Raw genomic sequence first — 20,285 nt, 5'->3', positions numbered from 1 at the left:
GCCGCCGCCTCCGCGTACCGAGGAGTGGCAGTGGTTTCAACGAAGAGGTACAGCGTCCACCGCAAGGCCGTTGCGGCAGCGGGCCTGAGCGCGTTGGCCGTGTTCGGCGTCGCGGCGTGTTCGAGCGGTGGCAGCGAGTCCACCGCTTCGTCGGGGAGCAGCGCGGCGTCGTCGGCCGCGGAGAGCGCCACGTCGTCCGCACCGTCGAGCGCGGCGGCCGACCCGGCCGCGAACCTGGTCGGCGCGAGCTGCGCCGCCTACGCCGAGCAGGTGCCGTCGGGCCCCGGTTCGGTGACCGGCATGGCGGCCGACCCGGTGACCGTCGCGGCGTCCAACAACCCGATGCTCAAGACGCTGACCCAGGCGCTGTCGGGGCAGCTCAACCCGAACGTGAACCTGGTCGACACGCTCAACGGTGGCGAGTTCACCGTGTTCGCGCCGACCGACGACGCGTTCGCCAAGATCGACCCGGCCACCATCGAGACGCTCAAGACCGACTCCGATCTGCTGACGAGCATCCTGACCTACCACGTCGTGCCGGGTCCGGGCGCCGCTCCCGACAAGGTGGCAGGCACCCACAAGACCGTGCAGGGCGCCGACGTCACGGTGACCGGTGAGGGCGAGGGCCTCAAGGTCAACGACGCGGGCCTGGTGTGCGGTGGGGTGCAGACCGCCAACGCGACCGTCTACATGATCGACACGGTGCTGATGCCTCCGGCGAGCTGACCGACGCTCCCGTAGCGACCGTCCCCCGGGCACCCGACGTGCCCGGGGGATGTCGTGCGCGAAAACCGCCGCACCTCGCTGCCGGTATTCGAAATCCGTTGAGTCCATTACCCATCCGTGAGCCGATCGGTGCCGAATAGCAGTCGAAGTGACGAGGACGGCGACACCTGTCGCCCCATGACGAAAAGGAGCGCGAGTCGATGAATCTCACGAAGAAGGTTGCCGGAGCAGGATGTGCGGCGGTTGCCGCGGTGGGTCTGTCCCTGAGCGGTGCCGCGGTCGCGACCGCCGATCCGGCCACCGGCCTGGTGGGGCCGGGCTGCGCCGGCTACGCGCAGCAGGTGCCGACCGGTCCCGGCTCGGTGATGGGCATGGCCCAGGAGCCGGTCGCGACGGCCGCGTCGAACAACCCCATGCTGAAGACCCTGACCCAGGCGGTGTCCGGGCAGCTCAATCCTCAGGTGAACCTGGTCGACACCCTCAACGGCGGCGAGTTCACGGTGTTCGCCCCCACCGATGCGGCCTTCGCCAAGATCGACCCGGCGACCATCGAGAAGCTCAAGACCGACGGGCCGCTGCTCACCAACATCCTGACCTACCACGTCGTCCCCGGCCGGGCCGAGCCCGCGCAGGTGGTCGGCATGCACAAGACGGTGCAGGGCGCCGACGTGACGGTGACCGGTCAGGGCAACGACCTCAAGGTCAACGACGCGTCGGTGGTGTGCGGCGGCGTGCAGACCGCCAACGCCACCGTCTACATGATCGACACGGTGCTGATGCCGCCGGCGTGATGACCACCCGGCACTGAACCCGTCCCCCGCCACGTTCCCCCCTGTGGCGGGGGACGTCTGCGCTCCAAGGCCTTGACGAGCCGGTCAGCCCATCGCCGGGTCGAAGCGACGCACCACGATGTCGCCGGACCCGGTGCGCGCGTGCACATCCAGGGTTCGGTCGCCGTCGGCGGGGCCGTCCGACGGCTGCAGGCGGTTGCGGACCGCGCCGGAGGAGGTGCTGACGTCGAGACGGGCCGCGGTGCCGTGCGGCACGCCGATCTCGACGTCACCGCTGCCGGTCCGCGCGCTCAGCGAGCCGTTGACGGCGGTGGTCACGACCGTCGAGCCGGAAGCGGTCTGCGCTCGTGCGTTGCCGCGCAGCGACCCGACAGTCAGCCCGCCGCTGGCCGCCTGGAAGTTCAGCTCGCCGTCGAGGGCCTGCACGACCGCGTCGCCCGAGGCGGTCGAGATCGACACGCAGCCCAGCACGCTGGTGGCGCCGACGTCTCCGGAAGCGGTGTCCGCCTTGAGATCTCCCTCGACGGCGTCGAGTGTGACCCGCCCGCTCGCCGACGAGAATCGGCAGTCGCCGAGCAGGCCGTCGGCGTGCACGTCGGCCGAGGCCGTCGATGCCTGCAGCCGTGAGCGCGAGGGCAGGGCGATGTCGACGTTCACCGCTCCGCCGCGGCCCAGCGCGAGCATCTTCGGGCCGGCGGCGACCGTGAGCCGGCCGTTGCCGAACTCGACGCGGGCGTGCTCGGCGGCCCGCACGTCGGAGGCGCGGGACGGATCGCGGGGCCGGACCTCGACCACGGTGTCGAGGCGGTCGCCCGCGGTGAGCCGTACCGACCCGGCGACCACCTCGATGTGGGCGACGATCGGTTCTGGTGTCGGGAAACTGGGCATCGGATCTCCTCTTGTCGCGGGTGTCAGCGGACCCAGCCGCTGAAGGACTTGCCGGAAGGCGGGCGGGGGCGGCCCCGCTGGGGCGCGAGCGCGCCTGCCACCGCACGCACCAGCCAGGCGTTGACCGACACCCCGGCTTCGCGCGCTGCCGCGTCCACTCCCGGCCTCATGCTCTCGGGCAGTCGCAGGGTGACGCGCCAGGTGCCGCCCTCGTCGTCCGGTTCGGGGCCGGTGGGCGCCGGTGGCGGCTCGGACGGCTCGGCATGGGTGACCGTGAAGTCGGGGTCGCGGCCGCGCAGCCGGACGTCGACGGAGCCGGGCGCCAACTCGCGGGTGATCAGCTCGGCCGCCTCGGAGAGCGCCTCCAGCAGCGCCAGGCGCAGCGCGGACTCGAGTGGAGCGGTCAGCCGGTCGGCGAGTTCGGCGGCGTCCGGCCCGCCTGCGCGGGCGGCGACGTCGAGCTCGCGGCGCACCGTGTCGACGTAGGGCTGCAAATTCATGATGTCATCATGACACCACTATGACATCACCGCAATGTCACGTTGGGAACCGGCTCGCCCAGTGCCGGGCGATGTCCACCCGCCGGGTGATCCACACCCGGTCGTGGCCCTGCACGTGATCGAGGAAGCGCTCGAGCGCCGCCGTTCGGGCCGGCCGGCCCACCAGCCGGCAGTGCAGGCCGATCGACAGCATCTTCGGTGCGCCTGCCGCCCCCTCGGCGTACAGCACGTCGAACGCGTCGCGCAGGTGCGTGAAGAACTCGGTGCCGCTGGGGAATCCGCCCGGCGTGGCGAAACGCATGTCGTTGGTGTCGAGGGTGTACGGCACCACGAGGTGCGCCCGGCCGTCCACGGTGGTCCAGTACGGCAGGTCGTCGGCATAGGAGTCGGAGTCGTAGAGGAATCCGCCGTGCTCGACCACCAGTCGCCGTGTGTGCGGCGAGTCGCGCCCGGTGTACCAGCCGGCAGGCGCGGCGCCGGTGAGCTCGGTCAGCAGGCGGACCGCCCGGGCCATGTGGTCGCGCTCGACGTCGGGATCGGCGAGCTGATAGCTGATCCAGCGCAGGCCGTGGCAGGCGATCTCGTCGCCGCGGGCGAGGAACGCCGCGACCGCCTCGGGGTTGCGGGCCAGCGCGTCGGCGACCCCGAACACGGTGAGCGGCAGTCCGCGCCGGTCGAACACCCGCAGCACCCGCCACAGCCCCGCCCGCGATCCGTACTCGTAGAGCGACTCCATGCTCATGTGCCGGTTCGGGAACGGCTGGGCGCCGACGATCTCCGAGAGGAACGTCTCGGACGCCGGATCGCCGTGCAACACGTTGTTCTCGGCACCCTCCTCGTAGTTGAGGACGAACTGCACGGCGATGTTGGCGCCGCCGGGCCACTGCGGATGCGGCGGGTGCGCGCCGTATCCGACCATGTCCCTCGGGTAGCCGTCAGGCGTCATGCCGGGATTGTGGCAGCAGGCGGGGCCGGCGTCAGCGCACCTTGGCGATGACGTCCTCGGCGAACCGCTCGATCGGTCGGCGGAAGCGGTCGTCCGGGTGCTCGCCGGCACCGGCCGCGCCGCCGGGGCCGAGCCACGGCGCGCACATCACCGCGGTGATGCCTGCGTCGCGGGCACGGTGGTACAGATCGGGGGTGGGTTGCTCGCGCAACGCCAGCAGTACCTCGAACGGCTCGCCGTCGCGGCCGTACTCGCGCCGCAGTGCGGTCAGCCGGTCGACGTAGCGGACCGCGTCGTCCCAGGCGTAGGCGTAGCCGACCCAGCCGTCGCACAACCTCGCCGCACGGCGCAGCGCCGCCTCGGACTCACCGCCGCACAGGATCGGCACCGGCGCGGGCGGGTGCGGTTCGAGCATCAGTTCGGGCACGTCGTAGTGCTCGCCCCGCCACGACACCCAGCCGCCGCGCCACAGCGCCCGCAGCGCGGGGATCATCTCGTCGAGCCGCCTGCCGCGGGTCGCGAAGTCCTGCCCCATCAGCGCGTACTCCTCGCGCATCCAGCCGGCGCCGACACCCAGCGACACCCGGCCCTGCGACACCACCGCCGCGGTGGCGACCACCTTGGCGACCTCGATCAGCGGGCGGGCGGGCGCGATGTAGACGGCGTTGCCGAACCGCAGATTCGTCGTGACGGCGGCCATCGCGCCGATGAGCACCCAGGAGTCCGGCCACGCGGTGTCCGGCGCCCACATCGGCTTGCCGGTCGGCGAGTCCGGGTACGGTGACGACAGTTCGCGGGGGTAGACCATGTGGTCCGAGCACACCATGCCGTCGAACCCGGTCTCGTCGAGGATCTTCGCGACGGCGATGGCCTCGGTCGTCTCCAGGAACGTCGCCCCGCTCCAGAACTGCATACGTCATCCTTCCGTCAGTCCCACGGTGTTTCCCGCGCGCCGGTTGAGGGCAGCATCACAGACATGCCGACACTGCTGTGGTTCCGCCGCGACCTTCGGCTGCACGATCTGCCGCCGCTGCTCGACGCCGCGCAGCCCGACGGCGAGGTGCTCGCCTGCTACGTGCTCGATCCGCGGCTCGCCCGCTCCTCCGGACCGCGGCGGCTGCAGTACCTGCACGACGCGCTGCGCGAGCTGCGGGACAACCTGGACGGCCGGCTGCTGGTCGTCAGCGGTCGCCCCGAGGAGCGGATACCCGGGCTGGTCGAGGCCGTCGGGGCGACGTCGGTGCACGTCTCGGCGGACTACACGCCCTTCGGCAGGCGCCGCGACGACGCCGTGCGCGATGCGCTGAACGGCATCGGCGACGGTGTGCCGCTGGAGGCATCCGGCTCGCCGTATCTCGTGGCGCCCGGCCGGGTGACCAAGGGCGACGGCGAACCGTACAAGGTCTTCACCCCGTTCTTCGCCGCGTGGCGCAAGCACGGCTGGCGGGCGCCGGCGCGGACCGGTCCGGAGTCGGCGAAGTGGATCGATCCGGCCGACGCGCCCGGTGGGGTCGACATCCCCGACGACGGTGTCGCCCTCGACCTGCCCGCGGGCGAGCGCGCCGCGCGCGCGCAGTGGGAGGAGTTCGTCGGCGCCGCGCTGCGCGGCTACGCCGACGACCGCAACCGGCCCGATCTCGACAACACCAGCCGGATGTCGGCGCACCTGAAGTTCGGCACCATCCACCCGCGGTCGATGGTCGGCGATCTCGGCCGCGGCAAGGGCGGCCAGGCATACCTGCGCGAGCTCGCGTTCCGCGACTTCTACGCCTCGGTGCTGCACGAGTGGCCGCACAGCGTGTGGTGGAACTGGAACCGCGGATTCGACGCGATCAAGACCGACGAGGGTGCAGAGGCCGAGAAGGCCTTCGAGGCGTGGAAGAACGGGCGGACCGGCTTCCCGATCGTCGACGCGGGGATGCGCCAGCTCGCCCAGATCGGCTGGATGCACAACCGGGTACGGATGATCGTGGCCTCGTTCCTGGTCAAGGACCTGCACCTGCCGTGGCAGTGGGGTGCCCGGTGGTTCCTCGAGCAGCTCGTCGACGGCGACATGGCCAACAACCAGCACGGCTGGCAGTGGACCGCGGGCAGCGGCACCGACGCGGCGCCGTACTTCCGGGTGTTCAACCCGACCACCCAGGGCAGGAAGTTCGATCCCGACGGCACGTACATCCGGCGCTGGGTCGCCGAGCTGGCCGACCTGCCGGTGGACGCCGACGTGCATACCCCTGCCGATCGGCGGCCTGCCGGTTATCCGGAGCCGATCGTCGATCACGCCACGGAACGCGCCGAGGCGCTGCGCCGGTACGCCGATCTCGGGTGAGCTGCCCGCCGGCCGCGGCCGGGCCTGTACGACGCTCTGTCGTACGCCCGCGGCGATGTGCCAGAATCATGGGCAGTTGCCCAGCCCGACCGTGAGGAGCACTCCGTGGCCAGCACCGAAGTGGAACGACACACCGGCGTCGACGTCGAAGATGTGCCCTCCGCCGAGTGGGGCTGGAGCAAGGAGAACCACCGCATCATCCACATCGGGCTGCTGCTGGCGGCCGGGTTCCTGCTGACGATGCTGCGCGGCAACCACGTCGGCCGCGTGGAGGACTGGTTCGTCATCGGCTTCGCCGCCGTCCTCGTCGCCTGGGTGGCGCGGGACTGGTGGCTGCGCCGCCGCGGCTGGATCCGCTGAGTCAATCGATCGGCACCAGGTCGGAGTCGATCGGGCGGTAGCCGCCCCGCTTCATGCTCTCGACGGTCCCGACCGGGGTGTCGATGCCCGCCGCCGCCATGGCGTGGGTCTTGAACACCCGCGCCGCGGCACTCAACCGGTAGCCGACGGCGTCGGCGCCGCCGAACCGGTCCGGCCAGTGCCCGCCCCACATCGCGACCTCGGTCCTGCCAGTGGCGAGCAGCTCCTGCACCGCGTCGAGGACTCGCTCGTCGGCGAGCGCCGCCGCAGAGACCGCCAATCCGGCCGCGTGCTCGGGGTCGGCCACCACGGATTCGAGCGCGGCGCCGAGATCGAGGACCCTCGCACCGAGAATCTGCATCGGCCGCGTCTCGCGGGCGTCGGCGACCAGCACGTTGACCTGCCAGCCGGCCATCGCGCGGTCGAACAGCCAGCCGCCCGCGGATCGTGCGGCATCGGTCGCGTCGACCGCCAGCACGTCGAGCCGGTAGCGCACCAACCTGCTGGTGGAGCCGATGTCGCGCACATCCGGGCGACCTCGGCGCAGGTCCCCGTCGGTGCGCGCGGACTGGGTGGCCATGGGCAGCTCCGTTCACTGGTCGACCGGCGCCCTCAGCGTGACATTCGAACCGCATTCTGTAAAGCGCCGTTACAGTTTTGTCAGCTGCCTGCGACGTCGTGACGGCCCCCGGCCCGGCGCGCCCCCGGTGGTGCTAGCCCACGGCCGCGGCGAGCGGCAAGGTGTCGACGGTCGGGGTCAGTGGGCTGGAAATACCGCCCGCGGCGCGGATTTCGCAGAACGCCCGGCGGATGGCGTCGGTGGCTTCGTGCGGATCGGCCAGCGTGCGGTCGTCGGTGAGCACCGAGACGTTGAGCTGGTCGACGTAACTCCACACGGTGATGTTCATCCCGCTGCCCGCCACCAGCGGACCGACCGAGTAGATCTCGGTGACCGCCGCCCCCTCCACCCGGCCGGGACGCGCAGGGCCGCGGACGTTCGAGACGGTCAGGTTCATGATGGTGCTCGACTCCACCCGCCTGCCCTGGAAGCGGAACAGCGGCGGCGTGACCTGCGGCGGCAGGTAGTTCAGCCATGACGCGACCACCGTCGGGCCGAGCAGCCGGTGGGTCTCCTTCGCGATCGACGTGGACAGCGCCGTCAGCCGGACCCGCTCGCCGACGTCGTCGACGTGGGTCGGCAGCGACGGCGTCAGATAGCTGAACTCGTTGCCCACCAGTCGATCCGGCGAGGGGTCGATGCTCACCGGCACACCCGCGATCAGCGGCTGGTCGGCCTTGCCGTCATAGCGCAGCAGCAGCTCGCGCAACGCCCCCGACACCGCCGCCAGCACCACGTCGTTGAGCGTGACGCCCAGCGCCGACGCGGCCTCCTTCACGTCGGCGAGCGCCAGCGGCGTGGTGGCGAAGCGGCGTACCGGTGAGACCACGTGATTGATGAACGTCGGTGGCGGCGCGAAGTTGCGCGCCAGGTCGGGATGGCCGCCACGGTCCTTGACATGCCTGCGCACCTGCGCGACGCCCGCCACGGTCTCGCGCATCAGCCGGGGCAGCCGGCGCAACAGCCGGGCGTGGTCGCGGCCTGCGGCTGCGAGCAGGCTGCCGGTCGTCCGCAACTCCGGCGGACTGGCGACAACGGACGTCTCCGGCGGTGCGTCGGGCGCCAGCGCTCTGGCCATCTGGTTGGCGGACGCGGTGCCGTCGGCGAGCACGTGGTGCACCTTGTGGATGATGGCGATGCGGTCGTCGGCCAGCCCCTCGGCGATGTACATCTCCCACAGCGGACGGCTGCGGTCGAGCGGCGTGCTGGCGATCTGGCCGATCAGTTCGTCGAGTTCCCGGCGGCCGCCGGGATCGCGCACCCGCACCGACCGGACGTGGTAGTCGAGGTCGATCTCGGCGTTCTCGCACCACATCGGATGGTGCACCCGCAGTGGGATGTCGACGAGCTGCAGGCGCAGCGGTGTCAACGCCTGCAGGCGCGGGCCTGCGACGCGGCGGAACATCTCCATGCTGAATCCGCCCGGCACACCGGACACGTCGAGAATGCCGATCTTCATTGTGTGCATGTGGATTTCGGGCGTCTCGCTGTACAACATCAGCGCGTCCACGCCGTTAAGCCGTCTCACGCGTCCCCCATTCGTCGCCCCACTACGGTGTGCCCGCAACCGGCGCGGCCTACACCGCACGCACGGCGCCGACGCGACGGCGACGAGACACTCCGTCGGCCGTCTGTAATCTCGGCGCATGAGCCTCGTCACCGGTCGCGGCCCGCTCAGCGCCGATCCCGCAGGTTGGTTCCACCCGCCGGTGAGTCCCGGCACGGTGTTCGTCGAACCCCATCCTCGCCGCATCCAGGCGGTGGCGCAGGGAAAGACCGTGATCGACACCGAGGCGGCCCTGCTGGTGCATCGCGGCGGCCTGCCGCTGAGCTACGCCTTCCCCGAGGCGGTGGTGAACGCGCTGCCACACCATCCGGTCGACGAGGCGCCGGGTTACGTCCATGTCCCGTGGGGCGCGGTCGACCGGTGGATCGAGGAGGGCCGCGAACTCGTGCACTACCCGCCCAATCCGTACCACCGCGTCGACTGCCGCCCGGGCCGGCGCGGCCTGCGCGTCAGCGTGGCGGGCACGGTGCTGGTCGACACCGTCGACACGGTCGCCGTGTTCGAGACCGCCCTGGCGCCGGTGCTCTACGTGCACCCGGACCGGGTCCGCACGGACCTGCTGCGGCGCAGCGACACGACGAGCTACTGCAACTACAAGGGCTGGGCCACCTACTGGTCGGCGGTCACGGCCGACGGGGACGTCGTGGCGGATGTCGCGTGGAGCTACCCGGATCCGCCGCCGGAGTGCCTGCCGATCGCCGACCATCTGAGCTTCGACGGCTCCCGCGCCGAGATGCTCGCCGAGTTGCCCGAGACCGGCACAGGCTGCGGGTGTTAGACCCGGTCGATCACCTCGGCGCCGAATCGCTCGACGGCCTCGCAGGCATGCGCCAGGCTGTCGCCGGGGACGGTCACCTGGATCCACGTGACGCCCACCGCCGCGAGCTTCTCGACACCGGCGAGGTACGCGGCGGCGTCGAAGTCCGCTGAACCCGGGTCGCCGCCTTCGCGGTTGTTGAACGCCACGTCCAGCGTGGCGGGGTCGCGGTCGGCCGACTCCGCTCGCCGGCGCAGGTCCTCGACAGCGGCGCCGAGCGCGTCGACGGAGTCGAGTGCCGCCGTGCGCGCGGTCTTGGCCAGCTGGGCGGGCGCCGCGAACGGGCACCAGCCGTCGCCGTAGCGCACCACCCGGTCGCGCGCGGCCGCGGTGTTCCCGCCGGCGGGTGCGGCCGCGTTACCGGCCGCGGGTGGGCGGTGATGCCCGTGGCGGTGAAGCCAGTGCCCTCGAGGCTCAAGTCGTCCGACGTCCACGCCGCGCGGATGGTCGCCAGCGCTTCCTCGAACAGGGTGGTGCGGTTCTCGTAGTCGACGCCGAGCGCGGCGAACTCGCGCTTGAGGTAGCCGACCCCGACCGCGAGCGTGAAGCGTCCGTCGGACAGCAGGTCCAGCGTGGCGCCCGCCTTGGCCACCACGAACGGGTTCCGGTAGGGCAGCACGACGATGTTGGGCACCAGCCGCAGCGTCGTGGTGTGGGCCGCGGCGAAGGCCATCGCCACGAACGGGTCGAGCGCGTCATGGCCGCCGGCCTCCAGCCACCGCTGCGTGGGCGCGGGGTGGTCGGTGAAGCCGAACCCGCTGAACCCGGCCGCCTCGGCGGCCACCGCGACCTTCGCCACCCCGGCTCCGGTCACCAGCTCCGGGTTGTACGGGTGGGTGTGCATCGGATGGGTGATCGCGAAGTGCATCGTCGGCCTTTCGGGACACGTCGAGTCGGCTGCGTTGTGGGGGCGTTCTCCGGAGAATACGATTCTCGCTGATGAATAACGAGAGTTTCACTCCGGCCGGCCGGCCATGACCGACCTCGACATCGGGGTCTACGTGCCGCAGATCGGCTTCTCCTACGCCGACGTGCTGCACCGCGCGCAGCGCTGCGAGCAGGCGGGAATCGGCACGCTGTGGCTCTACGACCACCTCTACGGGCCGGGCGCTCCGGACTACCCGTCACTGGAGGCGTGGACACTGGCGACGGCGCTGCTCAGCCGCACCGAGCGGCTGCGGGTCGGACACATGGTGCTGTGCAACCAGTTCCGCCACCCGGCGGTGCTGGCCAAGATGGCCACCACGCTCGACCAGATCTCGGCGGGCCGGCTGCAGCTGGGCATCGGCAGCGGCTCCATCGCCGACGAGCACGAGCGCACCGGGTTGCCGTGGGGCACCTTCGCGGAGCGCTCGCAACGCCTGGGCGAGACGCTCGAGATCCTGCACCAGGCCTTCGCCGACGAGCGCATCGACTTCAGCGGCGAGCACTTCACGGTCCGGGACATGCCGGTGAAGCCCGGGCCGGTGCAGCGCCCGCGGCCGCCCATCGTGGTGGGCGGGGTGGGCGAGCGCTACACCCTGCCGCTGGTCGCCCGCTATGCCGACGTCTGGAACGTCCCGACGTACGCGCTCGGCGACCTGGAGCGCAAGGTCGCGGCGTTGCGGTCCGCCTGCGCCGACATCGGTCGCGACCCGGCGTCGATCGTCATGTCGGTCGAGGCGGTGATGGCGCTGACCCCCGACGACGCCGCCCTGCCCGAGGTTCGGACGCTGGCCGAGAAACGTTTCGGTGGAGCCGGTTTCGGTCTGCACGACGGCGGCCTGGTGGGTACCGCGCCCGCCATCGTCGACCGGTTGCACGAGCTGCGCGAGCTCGGCTTCACCCAGGTGGTGTTGTTCACTCACGACCGGGCGTCCGACGCGACGCTGGACCTGCTGGCCTCCTCGGTGATCGCCGCGCTATGACGTGCGGGCCGGCGAGTAGTTCGGCCGGCCGAGCCCGAGGGCCTGCTGGGCGATCATGTTGCGGAACACCTCGAGGGTTCCGCCGTAGATGCCGGTGGGGCCGGCCAGCCGGAAGATGTACTCCGCTCCCCCGTTGCCCGCGGTGTCCGCCGGCAGGGCGCCCGCCACGCCGAGAACGTCCATCAGGTCGGGCGAGATGTCGCGCATGGTCTGCGCAATGGCCACCCGCCCGTACATCTGCGGCGTGCTCATCGCCGCCTCGAGCCGGGCGACCGCCCGGCCCAGCCGGTGACACACCGAGCCGTCGTCGGTGAGACGGCCCCCGTCGGCGCCGGGTTCGGCGACCGCCGCGGCGACGGCGTCGACCGCCTCGGCCGTCACCAGCAGGTGTTCCGACATCGTCGCCAGCTTCGACAGTCCCCCCGCGTCACGTTCGACGGTGCCGTGTTCGGCGTGCAGCGCGTCGCGCAGCACCGTCCAGCCGCCGTTGACCTCACCGACCCGGTACCTGTCGGACACCCGCACGTCGCTGTAGAAGGTGATGTTGGTGCGGTCGCCGTCGACGGTCCGCAGCGGCTGGATCTCCACACCCGGCGAGTCCAGCGGCACCAGGAACATCGTCAGGCTCTGGTGTTTGGCGGCGCCGGGATCGGTGTTGGTGATCAGGAAGACGTAGTGCGCGTTCTGTGCGTTGGACGTGAACATCTTCGCACCGTTGATGATCCAGCCGTCACCGTCGCGGACCGCGCGGGTCTTGCAGGTGGCCACGTCCGAACCGCCCTCGGGTTCGGTGTAGCCGAGGCACAGCCGGCGGTGGCCCGACAGCACCTTCGGCAGCACCTCGTCGCGCAACTCCGCCGATCCGAACCGGACGACACTGTGGGCGACCATCGCCGTGGTGGGCCAGTGGAACCACGGGGTGTGGGCGCGGCCGACCTCGAGTTCCCAGATCCGCCGCTGCACCGCGGTGAAGCCGCCGTCGCTCGCCGCCGTGAAGTCGCGGGCGAGGTAGCCTGCGGCGCCGAGCGCGAGATGCACCGCCTCGTCGAAGTTCTCACCCGTCAGCCGGTCGCGGGCGATCACGTCCTCGGTCACCACGGCGGTCAGGAACGCCCGCAGCTCATCCTGGAAGGCGCGGTCGCCGTCGTCCAGTTCGACCCGCGAGAAGTCCATCCACGGCTCCCGTCAGTTTCCACAGCGTGACAAACCTACGCGCAAGTGTAAGGGGTCGGTTCAGGTGGCTTCTCAATTCAGGTCGGTGTCGATGATGGCGTCGAACACCGCAGCCAAAAGGTTCTCGAGCCGATCGGCCTGTCGGCCGTTCAGCGCGCGTACACCGACGACGCGGCGCATCAGCAGCACTCCGCTGATCACGGACAGCACGACGTCGCCGCGGAGGCGGCGTCCCGGCGCGGGCAGCTGTCCGGTCAGTCGTTTGCCCACATGGCGCTCGATCGCGTCGCGAACGATTTCGGCGCAACGCGGATTCGAGGCCGACCGCAGCATGATGAAGAACGGTTCCAGGCCATCGACATCCGGCTCGGAACGAGCGACCAGCGCAGCGGCGGTGCTGCGGGCCAGGGCGTCGACGCCGGCGGCGACGAACACCGGCGGTGCGAACGAGACGTCGACCGCCTCTGCGAACAACCGCTCCTTGGTGCCGAAGTACCTGTTCACCATCATCGCGGTGACCCCGGCATCGCGGGCGATCTCGCGCACGCCGACACCGTCGTAGCCCGCCCTCGCGAAATGCCGGATGGCCGAGTTCAGGATCGCCTCCCGGGTCGCGGCGGCGTCACGGGATCGCGCTGGAACAGTCGGCATCCCTCTACGTTAGGGAATTGATCCGGCCGAGTCTACGTATGTATACATACGCGAAGTCTACGACTGTAGATCCAAGGAGAATCGTCGCGGAGATGGGATGTCGACGGCGGCACCGTCCGCGCCATCTCGTGAGACGACACGTTCGACAACGAAGGGAACTGTCATGACCACACCACCACTCGTCTTCCTCATTTCGGGTGCTTCCCGCGGACTGGGGCGTGCCATCACCCGCGCCGCATTGGCCGCGGGGCACAGTGTCGTCGCCGGTGCGCGTACCGCCTCGGCTCTGGACGATCTCGCAGACGAGTATCCCGACACCCTCGCCGTCGTCCGACTCGACGTCACCGACGAGGATGACGTCCGCACCGCGACGGCGATGGCAGTCGAGCGATTCGGCCGGCTCGACGTGCTGGTCAACAATGCCGGCTACGCCAACATGGGGGCGATCGAGGATGTCGACTTCGAGGACTTCCGAACCCAGATCGACACGAACTTCTTCGGAGTGGTGCGCCTGACTCGAGCGGCGTTGCCCATCATGCGCACTCAGCGCAGCGGTCACGTCGTGCAGATCTCCTCGGTGGGCGGCCGAGTCGTCCGGCCCGGCCTGGCCGCCTACCAGTCGGCCAAGTGGGCGGTCACCGGGTTCTCCGGCGTGCTCGCTCAGGAGGTGGCCCCGGTCGGAATCAAGGTCACCGTTCTGGAGCCCGGCGGCATGCGGACCGACTGGGCGGGCGCCTCCATGCACGTCGACACCATCCGCGACGAGTACGCGTCGACCGTCGGCGCCGCTGCCGCCGTGAGCAGTTCGACGAACCTCGGCGCCAGTGACCCGGTCAAAGTCGCCGCGCTCGTGCTGCAGATCGTCGACACGGCCGAACCGCCCGCCCGGCTCCTGGTCGGCCCGGACGCCTACCGATACGCCACAGCCGCCGGACGGGAACTCCTTGCGGCCGACGAGAAGTCGAAGGCGCTCAGCATCTCCACCGCCGCCGACGACATCACGGCCGACCAGGCGGACCCCCTCGGCCACGACAACCGCCATGAGCGGGCGCGATGACCGAACTCCGCATCTACACCCTGGCCGACGCAACGGCGCTGCGCCGCTACACCACGATCTTCTGGCCCCGCCACATCCACACCCTGCGCAGGTACGGCATCGTCGTTCACGGCGTCTGGACAGACACCACCGCGGACGGTTGCCGAGTCATGGCGCTCGTCGGCTATCCGCCCGGCGAGGACCCGACACGACTTGCAGAGGATTACCGGGCCAGTCGCGATTTCGCCGAGGACCATGCCGAGTTCGCCGTCTCGTCGATCATCTCTGAGCAGACGGTGACCCTGGAACCGATCGCGGCGTCGCCACTCAGATAACGGTGTGACACTTCTGAAGGCGAGTGTAACGCCTCGTATAGGCTGGCCACCGGCGGACCGCGCGAGGAAGGCATTCCCATTGGGCATCGTGACCACCAGTTCCGAGACACTGTTCACCCAGCCGGCCGAGGCGGTGTACGACTTCGTCACCGATCCGGCCAACTGGGCCAGGACCTATCCGGGCGGGCCGCGGATCAGCGGTGTCCCCGACGAGCTGCCCCTGCGGGTCGGTGACACGTGGAAGGAGGCCCACCCGACGCACGACCGCGTGTTCACGTGGCAACTGGCCGTCGCCGCGCGCCCGCGGGTCTGGGTGTTCCACTCCGTCGGCCGCCTGGGAGCCGGCGGCGACGGCGACGGCGGCCTCGAGGGCCGGATGGCCGTCGAGTACCGCTTCACCCGACCGGCGCCGGACACCACGCTGTTCACCCGCACCATGACGATCGAGGCGTACCGCGATGCGCCGTTGTCGGACAACTTCTTCCGCATCGTCAACCCGGCGCACATCGACGCCTATCACGCGGCCGTCGCGCGCGAGCTCGCCGGTTAGCCGGCGCGCAGGCCGAGGGCGGGTGATCGGCCCCGGATCAGGTCGGCGGCCTTCTCACCGATCATGATCGTCGCGACGTTGGTGTTGACCGACGGGATCTTCGGCATCACCGAGGCGTCGGCCACCCGCAGCCCGGTCAGCCCGTGCACCCGCAGGTCCGTATCCACCACCGCCTCGGGGCCGGTGCCCATCGCGCAGCTGCCGACGGGGTGGTAGTACGTGCTGGTGGCGTGACGCACGTAGGCGCGCAACGCCGCCGCATCGCGGACCGCAGGCCCGGGCAGCACCTCACGGGCCCGCCAGGGCGCGAAGGCTTGGCCCGTTGCGATGTCGCGCGCCACCTCCATCCCGTGCATCAGCCGGCGCACGTCGGATTCCTCGCCGAGGTAGTTCGGGTCGATCAACGGCGGAGCAGCCGGATCCGCACTCGCGATGCGGATCGAGCCGCGGGCGTCGGGCACCGTGGCGATGGCGAAGGTGTAGCTGTTCGCCGGGGCGGCCAGGTGCGGCGGGTGGAACGGCACGTGGATGAACATCAGCTGCATGTCCGGTCCGCCCAGCGACGCGTCGCTGCGCCACAGCATCGACGTCTCGGCATGGTTGGTCCGGCCGACGGGAATCGGCCGCGCCGCCTCGTGAACGACCGGGCACAGCGGGTGATCGTGCAGGTTGCGACCGACCCCGGGCAGGTCGTGCACGGCGCGGACGCCGGCGGACTCGAGTTCGGCGGCGGCGCCGACGCCGGACAGCAGCAGCAGCCGTGGAGAGTCGACGGCGCCGGCGCTGACCACCACCTCGGCGTCGGCGTGCGCGGTCATGTGCCGGCCGCGACGCACGAAATCAACTCCCGTGCAGCGGTGTCCGTCGAAGCGCAGCGTGAGTGCGCGCGACGAGGTGGCGACGGTCAGATTCGGTCTGCCCCGCACCGGATGCAGGTAGGCCGATGCGGTGCTCTGCCGGGTCCCGCCGGTGATCGACAGGTCGTGCCAGCCCGCACCCTCGGCGTCCGCCCCGTTCATGTCGTCGGTGAGCGGGAACCCCGCGGCCGCCGCACCGTCGAGGAACACCTGGGACAGCGGGTTGGCGTCCGGGGCCGCGGCGGGCGCCGGCGACAACGGCCCGTCGGTCCCGCGGTGGTGCGGATCCCGGCCGCCGACGGTCTCCATCCGGCGGAAGTAGGGCAGCACCGAATCGTGGTCCCAGCCCGTACACCCGGACTTCGCCCAGCTGTCGAAGTCGTTCGGGTGGCCACGCAGGTACACCATCGCGTTGATGCTGCCGCTGCCGCCGAGGGTGTGCCCGCGTGGCCAGTCGTGTTCCCGCCCGGCGGTGCCCGGCTGTGCGACGGTGCGGTAGGCGTAGTCCACGTCGGTGCCCCACAACGCCGGCCACGCCGGCGGCGCGGCGATCTCGGGCCTGCTGTCGCCCGAACCGGATTCGAGCAGCAGCACCCGGGCGGCGGGGTCCTCGCTGAGCCGGGCGGCGATCACGCAGCCGGCGGACCCGCCGCCGATCACGACGTAGTCGAACCGGCCGTCGCCGTCGACGCCTGCGACGTCCATCGGGTTCCTCTCATCTGTGGTCGGTTCAACCGCGTTGTGCGGCAGGCGATCAGCGGGTGGTAGCGGTCGCGGCCTGCTCGATCAGGTCGGCGACGGCGTCGGGCCGGGAGACGGTGACCGCGTGGGACGCCTCGATGTCCACGCTGTGGGCCTTCGCGCGCTCGCCCATGAACCGCATGGAGGCCGCGGGGATGGCGAGGTCCTGGGTGGTCACCATATTCCAGGACGGGATCGTCTTCCAGGCCGCCGCCGTGGCGGGCTCCTCCAGCGCGGCCGTGGTGATCGGCCGCTGGGTGGCCGCCATCCGGACGGCGACGTCCTGCGGGACGTCAGCGGCGAAGACCCGCTGGAACTCGTCCTGCTTGATGTAGCTGTCGACGCCGGTCCCCCCGCCGGGCCCGGGGACGGTCACGGTGTGCAGGGCGGGGCCCAGTTCGCCTCCGGGGTACTTCGCGGCCAGTTGGCCCGTGCTCTCCCCGGGCTCCAGCAGGAAGCTGGCGACGAACACCAGCGCCTTGACGTTCGGGCTGCCGTCGGCGGCCTCGCTCATCACCGAGCCGCCGTAGGAGTGGCCGGCCAGCACCACGGGGCCGGGAACGCTGTCCAGCACGCTGCGGACGTACTGAGCGTCCGAGCGCAGGCCCCGTAACGGATTGGCGGCGGCGATCACGGGATAGCCTGCGCCCTCCAGGATGTCGATCACACCGTTCCAGCTCGACGAGTCGGCGAAGGCGCCGTGCACCAGCACCACCGTCGGCTTGTCCCCCGCCGGGGACTGCTCGGCCGCCGTGACCTCGGCTGCGCGTCGCTCGTCCGACGGGCTGCCGCATCCCGCTGCGAGAGTCGCCAGCGCCACCGCTGCGGTCATCGTGGTGAAGAACGTCCTTCTCATCATCTCTCCTCACGTGACGACCCACCGGTCGCCGTCGGTTGATATGCAATATATTGCGTTTTGGATGGCGTTCTGTCAAGCGCCACGGCGCACGGCGCGGCCTCCCGTGCCCGCGCCCGCGTCCGGCTCATTGCTCGGGAGGGAAATCCGCTCCACGAGAGCGCGATTCGAGATCTCGGATCTCGGCCAGCGACGCCTCCAAGGTGCTGACCGCGGCGTCGAAGCCCTCGTTGCCGAGCACCAGCCGCCGGGGAGGTGCGTCCTGAGCCATGGCGTCGATCACGGCGCGGACTCCGCGCCGGGGGTCTCCCGGCTGGGCGCCGTCCCGGCCGATCGTCGCGGCCCGCACCTCGTCGACCATCAGCCGGTAGGCGTCGACGGCCTGAGCGCGCCGCCCCGGAGTTTCTAAGCGAACTCCTGACGGTCGATCAGGAGTGACAGCGTCTCCCAGTTGCGCTGCGTCGCCTCCGCGGCGGCATCGGCGTCGCCCTGACGACACAGCTCGATGATCCGCTTGTGCTGCGCGATCGACTCCCTGCCGGACAGCGAGGAGAAGCGCAGGAATTCGAGTCGCCGCAGCACCGGGGTCACCTGCTCGAGCACCATCGGGATCGTCCGGTTCTGGCTGGCTTCCACGGCGACCGCGTGGAACTCGTCGTCGGCGCGAATGGCGGACTCCGCTTCACCGGCCGAGAATGCGGCGGCGAAGTCCTTGTTCGCCTTCACCATCGCGGCGATCTCCCGCTTCCCCATCAGCGGGACGGCAGTGCGCACCGCGAGCGCATGCATCGCGGCGGCGACGGCCTGCGCATCCAGCAGAGACCTGCGTTCGATGGTCGCCACGACCGTCGAACGCCCGGGCAGGGTGTGGACCAGCCCGGCTGTCTCCAACCGGGCGATCGCCTCCCGGATCGGGGTGCGGCTGATCCCCAGCCATGCTTCGAGTTCGGGGTCGCGCAGCTTCTCGCCGGGGGCGAGCGTGCCGTTGACGATGGCGTCCCGCAGCGAGATGTAGGCGTTCTCCCGCAGCAGCGACCTCTTGTGCTTACCGACTTCGTCCGGGACCGGCATGCAATATATCGTATCTCACGACCGTTCCGCCGTGGACGGCTGACCAGAGGGCGTCGCCGGTCGCGACGCCAATGTGAGGAGAGCGGATGCCCATCGAAGACTTCGAACGCCATCCCCTCACCTTCGGCCCCAGCCCCGTACATCGGTTGCCGAGGCTGAGCGCTCACCTCGGTGGCGCACAGATCTGGGCCAAGCGCGAGGACGTCAACTCCGGTCTGGCCTACGGCGGGAACAAGACACGCAAGCTCGAGTACCTGATCCCCGACGCACTGAAGCGCGGGGCCGACACGCTGGTGTCGATCGGTGGCGTCCAGTCCAACCACACCCGCCAGGTGGCCGCGGTCGCCGCGAAGCTGGGCATGAAAGCCGTTCTCGTGCAGGAGAGATGGGTGGACTGGCCGGACCCGGTGGCCGATGAGGTCGGCAATATCCTGCTGTCCCGCATCATGGGCGCCGACGTCCGGCTCGACCCGGCCGGCTTCGGAATCGAGTTCAAAGACAGCTGGCGCAACGCGATCGACGACGTCGAACGAGCAGGCGGAATCCCGTACGCCATCCCCGCCGGCGCCTCCGATCACGAGTTGGGCGGCCTGGGCTTCGCGAACTGGGCATACGAGGTGCAACGACAGGAGGAGCAACTCGGGGTGTTCTTCGACACCATCGTGGTCTGCAGCGTCACGGGTTCCACCCAGGCCGGGATGATCGCCGGCTTCGCGGGCCAGGACCGGCCGCGCCGGGTGATCGGCATCGACGCGTCCGCGAAGGTGGAGCAGACGCGCGAGCAGGTCGGGCGGATCGCGCACAGAACCGCCGAGCTGATCGGGCTGGGGCGTCCCCTGCGCGGCGAGGAGGTCACTGTCCTCGAAGGCTGGGCAGGCGACTACTACGGCATCCCGGTCGCGTCGACGGTCGACGCCATCAGGCTGACGGGCCGGCTGGAGGGCGTCATCCTGGATCCGGTGTACGAAGGCAAGTCGATGGCGGCGTTGATCGACCTCGTCACATCAGGTGACATCCCGCCGGACTCCACGGTGTTGTACGCCCACCTGGGGGGACAACCCGCGCTGAACGCCTACCGCGGCGTCTTCTGACATTCGAAGGCGCGCCTCAGCGCATCGCCCTGCAACGCGAACAGCCGGGTACTGAGCTCCCAGTCGGGAAGCAGGGAGTCGAACCCGTGGCAGGTGCCGGGGTACACGTGCAGCTCGGTCGCCACACCGGCCCGCAGCAGCCGGGCGGCGTAGTCGATCGCCTCGTCGCGCAGCGGATCGAGTTCCGAGCACGTGATCAGGGCGGGTGCGACACCGCTCAGGTCGGCGGTGCGGGCGGGCACCGCGTCCGGCGGCGCCAACCCGGCCGCCACGTACCGCCACATGAGATCGACCGCCGCGCTGTCGAATCCGGGTGTGGTGGCGAACTCCCGCCGCGACGGTGTCATTCGGTCGTCGAGGACCGGCTGGTGCAGCAGCTGAAACAGCACCGAAGGCACATCGCCACGCGCGGCGCGCTGCGCCAGCCCCGCCGCGAGCGCACCGCCGGCGCTGCTGCCCGCGACCGCCACCCGGGCC

Annotated in this window: 23 protein-coding genes and 1 pseudogene; 10 read left to right on the top strand and 14 right to left on the bottom strand. The window is 70.7% G+C overall.

Going from position 1 to position 20,285, the window contains the following annotated elements; genetic code table 11:
* The first annotated feature begins 30 nt into the window (after positions 1-30).
* Together H7I41_RS12595 and H7I41_RS12590 are read left to right on the top strand one after the other, a co-directional pair.
* Positions 31-726, top strand: a complete 696-nt coding sequence (locus H7I41_RS12595; RefSeq protein WP_264012923.1) for a fasciclin domain-containing protein — start codon at positions 31-33, stop codon at positions 724-726.
* 200 nt (positions 727-926) lie between these two features.
* The gene (locus H7I41_RS12590) at positions 927-1,517 is read left to right on the top strand and encodes a fasciclin domain-containing protein (protein WP_264012922.1); all 591 of its coding nucleotides are present in this window, start codon (positions 927-929) and stop codon (positions 1,515-1,517) included.
* A gap of 84 nt (positions 1,518-1,601) precedes the next feature.
* On the opposite strand, the gene H7I41_RS12585 is transcribed toward H7I41_RS12590, so the two are convergent.
* Genes H7I41_RS12585 through H7I41_RS12570 form a run of 4 tightly spaced genes read right to left on the bottom strand, consistent with a single transcriptional unit; the run spans position 1,602 to position 4,764 of the window.
* Positions 1,602-2,405, bottom strand: coding sequence for a DUF4097 family beta strand repeat-containing protein (locus tag H7I41_RS12585; RefSeq protein WP_264012921.1), 804 nt, complete (start codon positions 2,403-2,405; stop codon positions 1,602-1,604).
* Positions 2,406-2,428: 23 nt separating this feature from the next.
* The gene (locus tag H7I41_RS12580) at positions 2,429-2,905 is read right to left on the bottom strand and encodes a histidine kinase (protein WP_264012920.1); all 477 of its coding nucleotides are present in this window, start codon (positions 2,903-2,905) and stop codon (positions 2,429-2,431) included.
* A 37-nt stretch (positions 2,906-2,942) separates the two neighbouring features.
* Positions 2,943-3,851, bottom strand: a complete 909-nt coding sequence (puuE, locus tag H7I41_RS12575) for an allantoinase PuuE (protein ID WP_264012919.1) — start codon at positions 3,849-3,851, stop codon at positions 2,943-2,945.
* Positions 3,852-3,882: 31 nt separating this feature from the next.
* Complete coding sequence (locus H7I41_RS12570) at positions 3,883-4,764, bottom strand: TIGR03619 family F420-dependent LLM class oxidoreductase (protein WP_264012918.1); 882 nt, start codon at positions 4,762-4,764, stop codon at positions 3,883-3,885.
* A 63-nt stretch (positions 4,765-4,827) separates the two neighbouring features.
* Here H7I41_RS12570 and H7I41_RS12565 point away from each other — a divergent pair, with 63 nt between their 5' ends.
* Together H7I41_RS12565 and H7I41_RS12560 are read left to right on the top strand one after the other, a co-directional pair.
* Complete coding sequence (locus H7I41_RS12565; RefSeq protein ID WP_264012917.1) at positions 4,828-6,177, top strand: cryptochrome/photolyase family protein; 1,350 nt, start codon at positions 4,828-4,830, stop codon at positions 6,175-6,177.
* Between the two features lie 105 nt (positions 6,178-6,282).
* Positions 6,283-6,537, top strand: a complete 255-nt coding sequence (locus H7I41_RS12560; RefSeq protein WP_264012916.1) for a DUF2631 domain-containing protein — start codon at positions 6,283-6,285, stop codon at positions 6,535-6,537.
* A 1-nt stretch (position 6,538) separates the two neighbouring features.
* Here H7I41_RS12560 and H7I41_RS12555 read toward each other — a convergent pair whose 3' ends face one another.
* Positions 6,539-7,117: a hypothetical protein gene (locus H7I41_RS12555; protein WP_264012915.1), complete on the bottom strand. Its 579-nt coding sequence runs from the start codon at positions 7,115-7,117 to the stop codon at positions 6,539-6,541.
* 133 nt (positions 7,118-7,250) lie between these two features.
* Positions 7,251-8,684: a WS/DGAT/MGAT family O-acyltransferase gene (locus tag H7I41_RS12550; protein WP_264012914.1), complete on the bottom strand. Its 1,434-nt coding sequence runs from the start codon at positions 8,682-8,684 to the stop codon at positions 7,251-7,253.
* 118 nt (positions 8,685-8,802) lie between these two features.
* On the opposite strand from H7I41_RS12550, the gene H7I41_RS12545 reads away from it, so the two are divergent.
* Positions 8,803-9,501: a DUF427 domain-containing protein gene (locus H7I41_RS12545; protein ID WP_264012913.1), complete on the top strand. Its 699-nt coding sequence runs from the start codon at positions 8,803-8,805 to the stop codon at positions 9,499-9,501.
* Here the strand turns inward: H7I41_RS12545 and H7I41_RS12540 are convergent.
* Positions 9,498-10,408 (bottom strand): annotated as a pseudogene (locus H7I41_RS12540) (LLM class F420-dependent oxidoreductase). The gene H7I41_RS12545 and the pseudogene H7I41_RS12540 sit on opposite strands and share 4 nt — an antisense overlap.
* A gap of 106 nt (positions 10,409-10,514) precedes the next feature.
* Here H7I41_RS12540 and H7I41_RS12535 point away from each other — a divergent pair.
* On the top strand, positions 10,515-11,447 hold the full coding sequence (locus H7I41_RS12535) for an LLM class flavin-dependent oxidoreductase (protein ID WP_264012912.1): 933 nt from the start codon (positions 10,515-10,517) through the stop codon (positions 11,445-11,447).
* Here H7I41_RS12535 and H7I41_RS12530 read toward each other — a convergent pair.
* Both H7I41_RS12530 and H7I41_RS12525 read right to left on the bottom strand, forming a co-directional pair.
* Positions 11,442-12,620 carry an acyl-CoA dehydrogenase family protein gene (locus H7I41_RS12530; protein WP_264012911.1) on the bottom strand — a complete coding sequence of 393 codons (1,179 nt, stop codon included), beginning with the start codon at positions 12,618-12,620 and terminating at the stop codon, positions 11,442-11,444. The genes H7I41_RS12535 and H7I41_RS12530 overlap by 6 nt on opposite strands.
* Positions 12,621-12,692: 72 nt before the next feature.
* Positions 12,693-13,271, bottom strand: a complete 579-nt coding sequence (locus H7I41_RS12525; RefSeq protein WP_264012910.1) for a TetR/AcrR family transcriptional regulator — start codon at positions 13,269-13,271, stop codon at positions 12,693-12,695.
* A 163-nt stretch (positions 13,272-13,434) separates the two neighbouring features.
* Here H7I41_RS12525 and H7I41_RS12520 point away from each other — a divergent pair, with 163 nt between their 5' ends.
* The 3 genes from H7I41_RS12520 (at position 13,435) to H7I41_RS12510 (ending at position 15,192) form a co-directional block, all read left to right on the top strand.
* A complete protein-coding gene (locus tag H7I41_RS12520; RefSeq protein ID WP_264012909.1) occupies positions 13,435-14,328 on the top strand; it encodes an SDR family NAD(P)-dependent oxidoreductase in 894 nt (297 codons plus the stop codon).
* Entirely contained in the window at positions 14,325-14,642 is a 318-nt protein-coding gene (locus H7I41_RS12515; RefSeq protein WP_264012908.1) for an NIPSNAP domain-containing protein, read from the top strand. The genes H7I41_RS12520 and H7I41_RS12515 overlap by 4 nt, the downstream gene beginning before the upstream one ends.
* A gap of 79 nt (positions 14,643-14,721) precedes the next feature.
* Complete coding sequence (locus tag H7I41_RS12510; protein WP_264012907.1) at positions 14,722-15,192, top strand: SRPBCC family protein; 471 nt, start codon at positions 14,722-14,724, stop codon at positions 15,190-15,192.
* Here the strand turns inward: H7I41_RS12510 and H7I41_RS12505 are convergent.
* From H7I41_RS12505 to H7I41_RS12490, 4 genes are all read right to left on the bottom strand, one after another.
* Positions 15,189-16,754, bottom strand: coding sequence for a GMC family oxidoreductase (locus H7I41_RS12505; RefSeq protein WP_264012906.1), 1,566 nt, complete (start codon positions 16,752-16,754; stop codon positions 15,189-15,191). The two genes, H7I41_RS12510 and H7I41_RS12505, sit on opposite strands and share 4 nt — an antisense overlap.
* Positions 16,755-16,803: 49 nt before the next feature.
* A complete protein-coding gene (locus H7I41_RS12500; protein ID WP_264012905.1) occupies positions 16,804-17,646 on the bottom strand; it encodes an alpha/beta fold hydrolase in 843 nt (280 codons plus the stop codon).
* Between the two features lie 127 nt (positions 17,647-17,773).
* Complete coding sequence (locus tag H7I41_RS12495; protein WP_308214615.1) at positions 17,774-18,007, bottom strand: Rossmann-fold NAD(P)-binding domain-containing protein; 234 nt, start codon at positions 18,005-18,007, stop codon at positions 17,774-17,776.
* 44 nt (positions 18,008-18,051) lie between these two features.
* Entirely contained in the window at positions 18,052-18,717 is a 666-nt protein-coding gene (locus H7I41_RS12490; RefSeq protein WP_264012904.1) for a GntR family transcriptional regulator, read from the bottom strand.
* 86 nt (positions 18,718-18,803) lie between these two features.
* On the opposite strand from H7I41_RS12490, the gene H7I41_RS12485 reads away from it, so the two are divergent.
* A complete protein-coding gene (locus H7I41_RS12485) occupies positions 18,804-19,808 on the top strand; it encodes a 1-aminocyclopropane-1-carboxylate deaminase (protein WP_264012903.1) in 1,005 nt (334 codons plus the stop codon).
* Here the strand turns inward: H7I41_RS12485 and H7I41_RS12480 are convergent.
* A partial coding sequence (locus tag H7I41_RS12480) for an alpha/beta hydrolase fold domain-containing protein (RefSeq protein ID WP_264012902.1) occupies positions 19,790-20,285 on the bottom strand: 496 nt, incomplete at its 5' end. The two genes, H7I41_RS12485 and H7I41_RS12480, sit on opposite strands and share 19 nt — an antisense overlap.

The organism is [Mycobacterium] manitobense (assembly GCF_025821665.1).
Lineage (GTDB): Bacteria > Actinomycetota > Actinomycetes > Mycobacteriales > Mycobacteriaceae > Mycobacterium > Mycobacterium arseniciresistens.
Note: the sequence above shows the minus strand (reverse complement) of the source record. Positions and strands in the feature narration are given on the sequence as shown.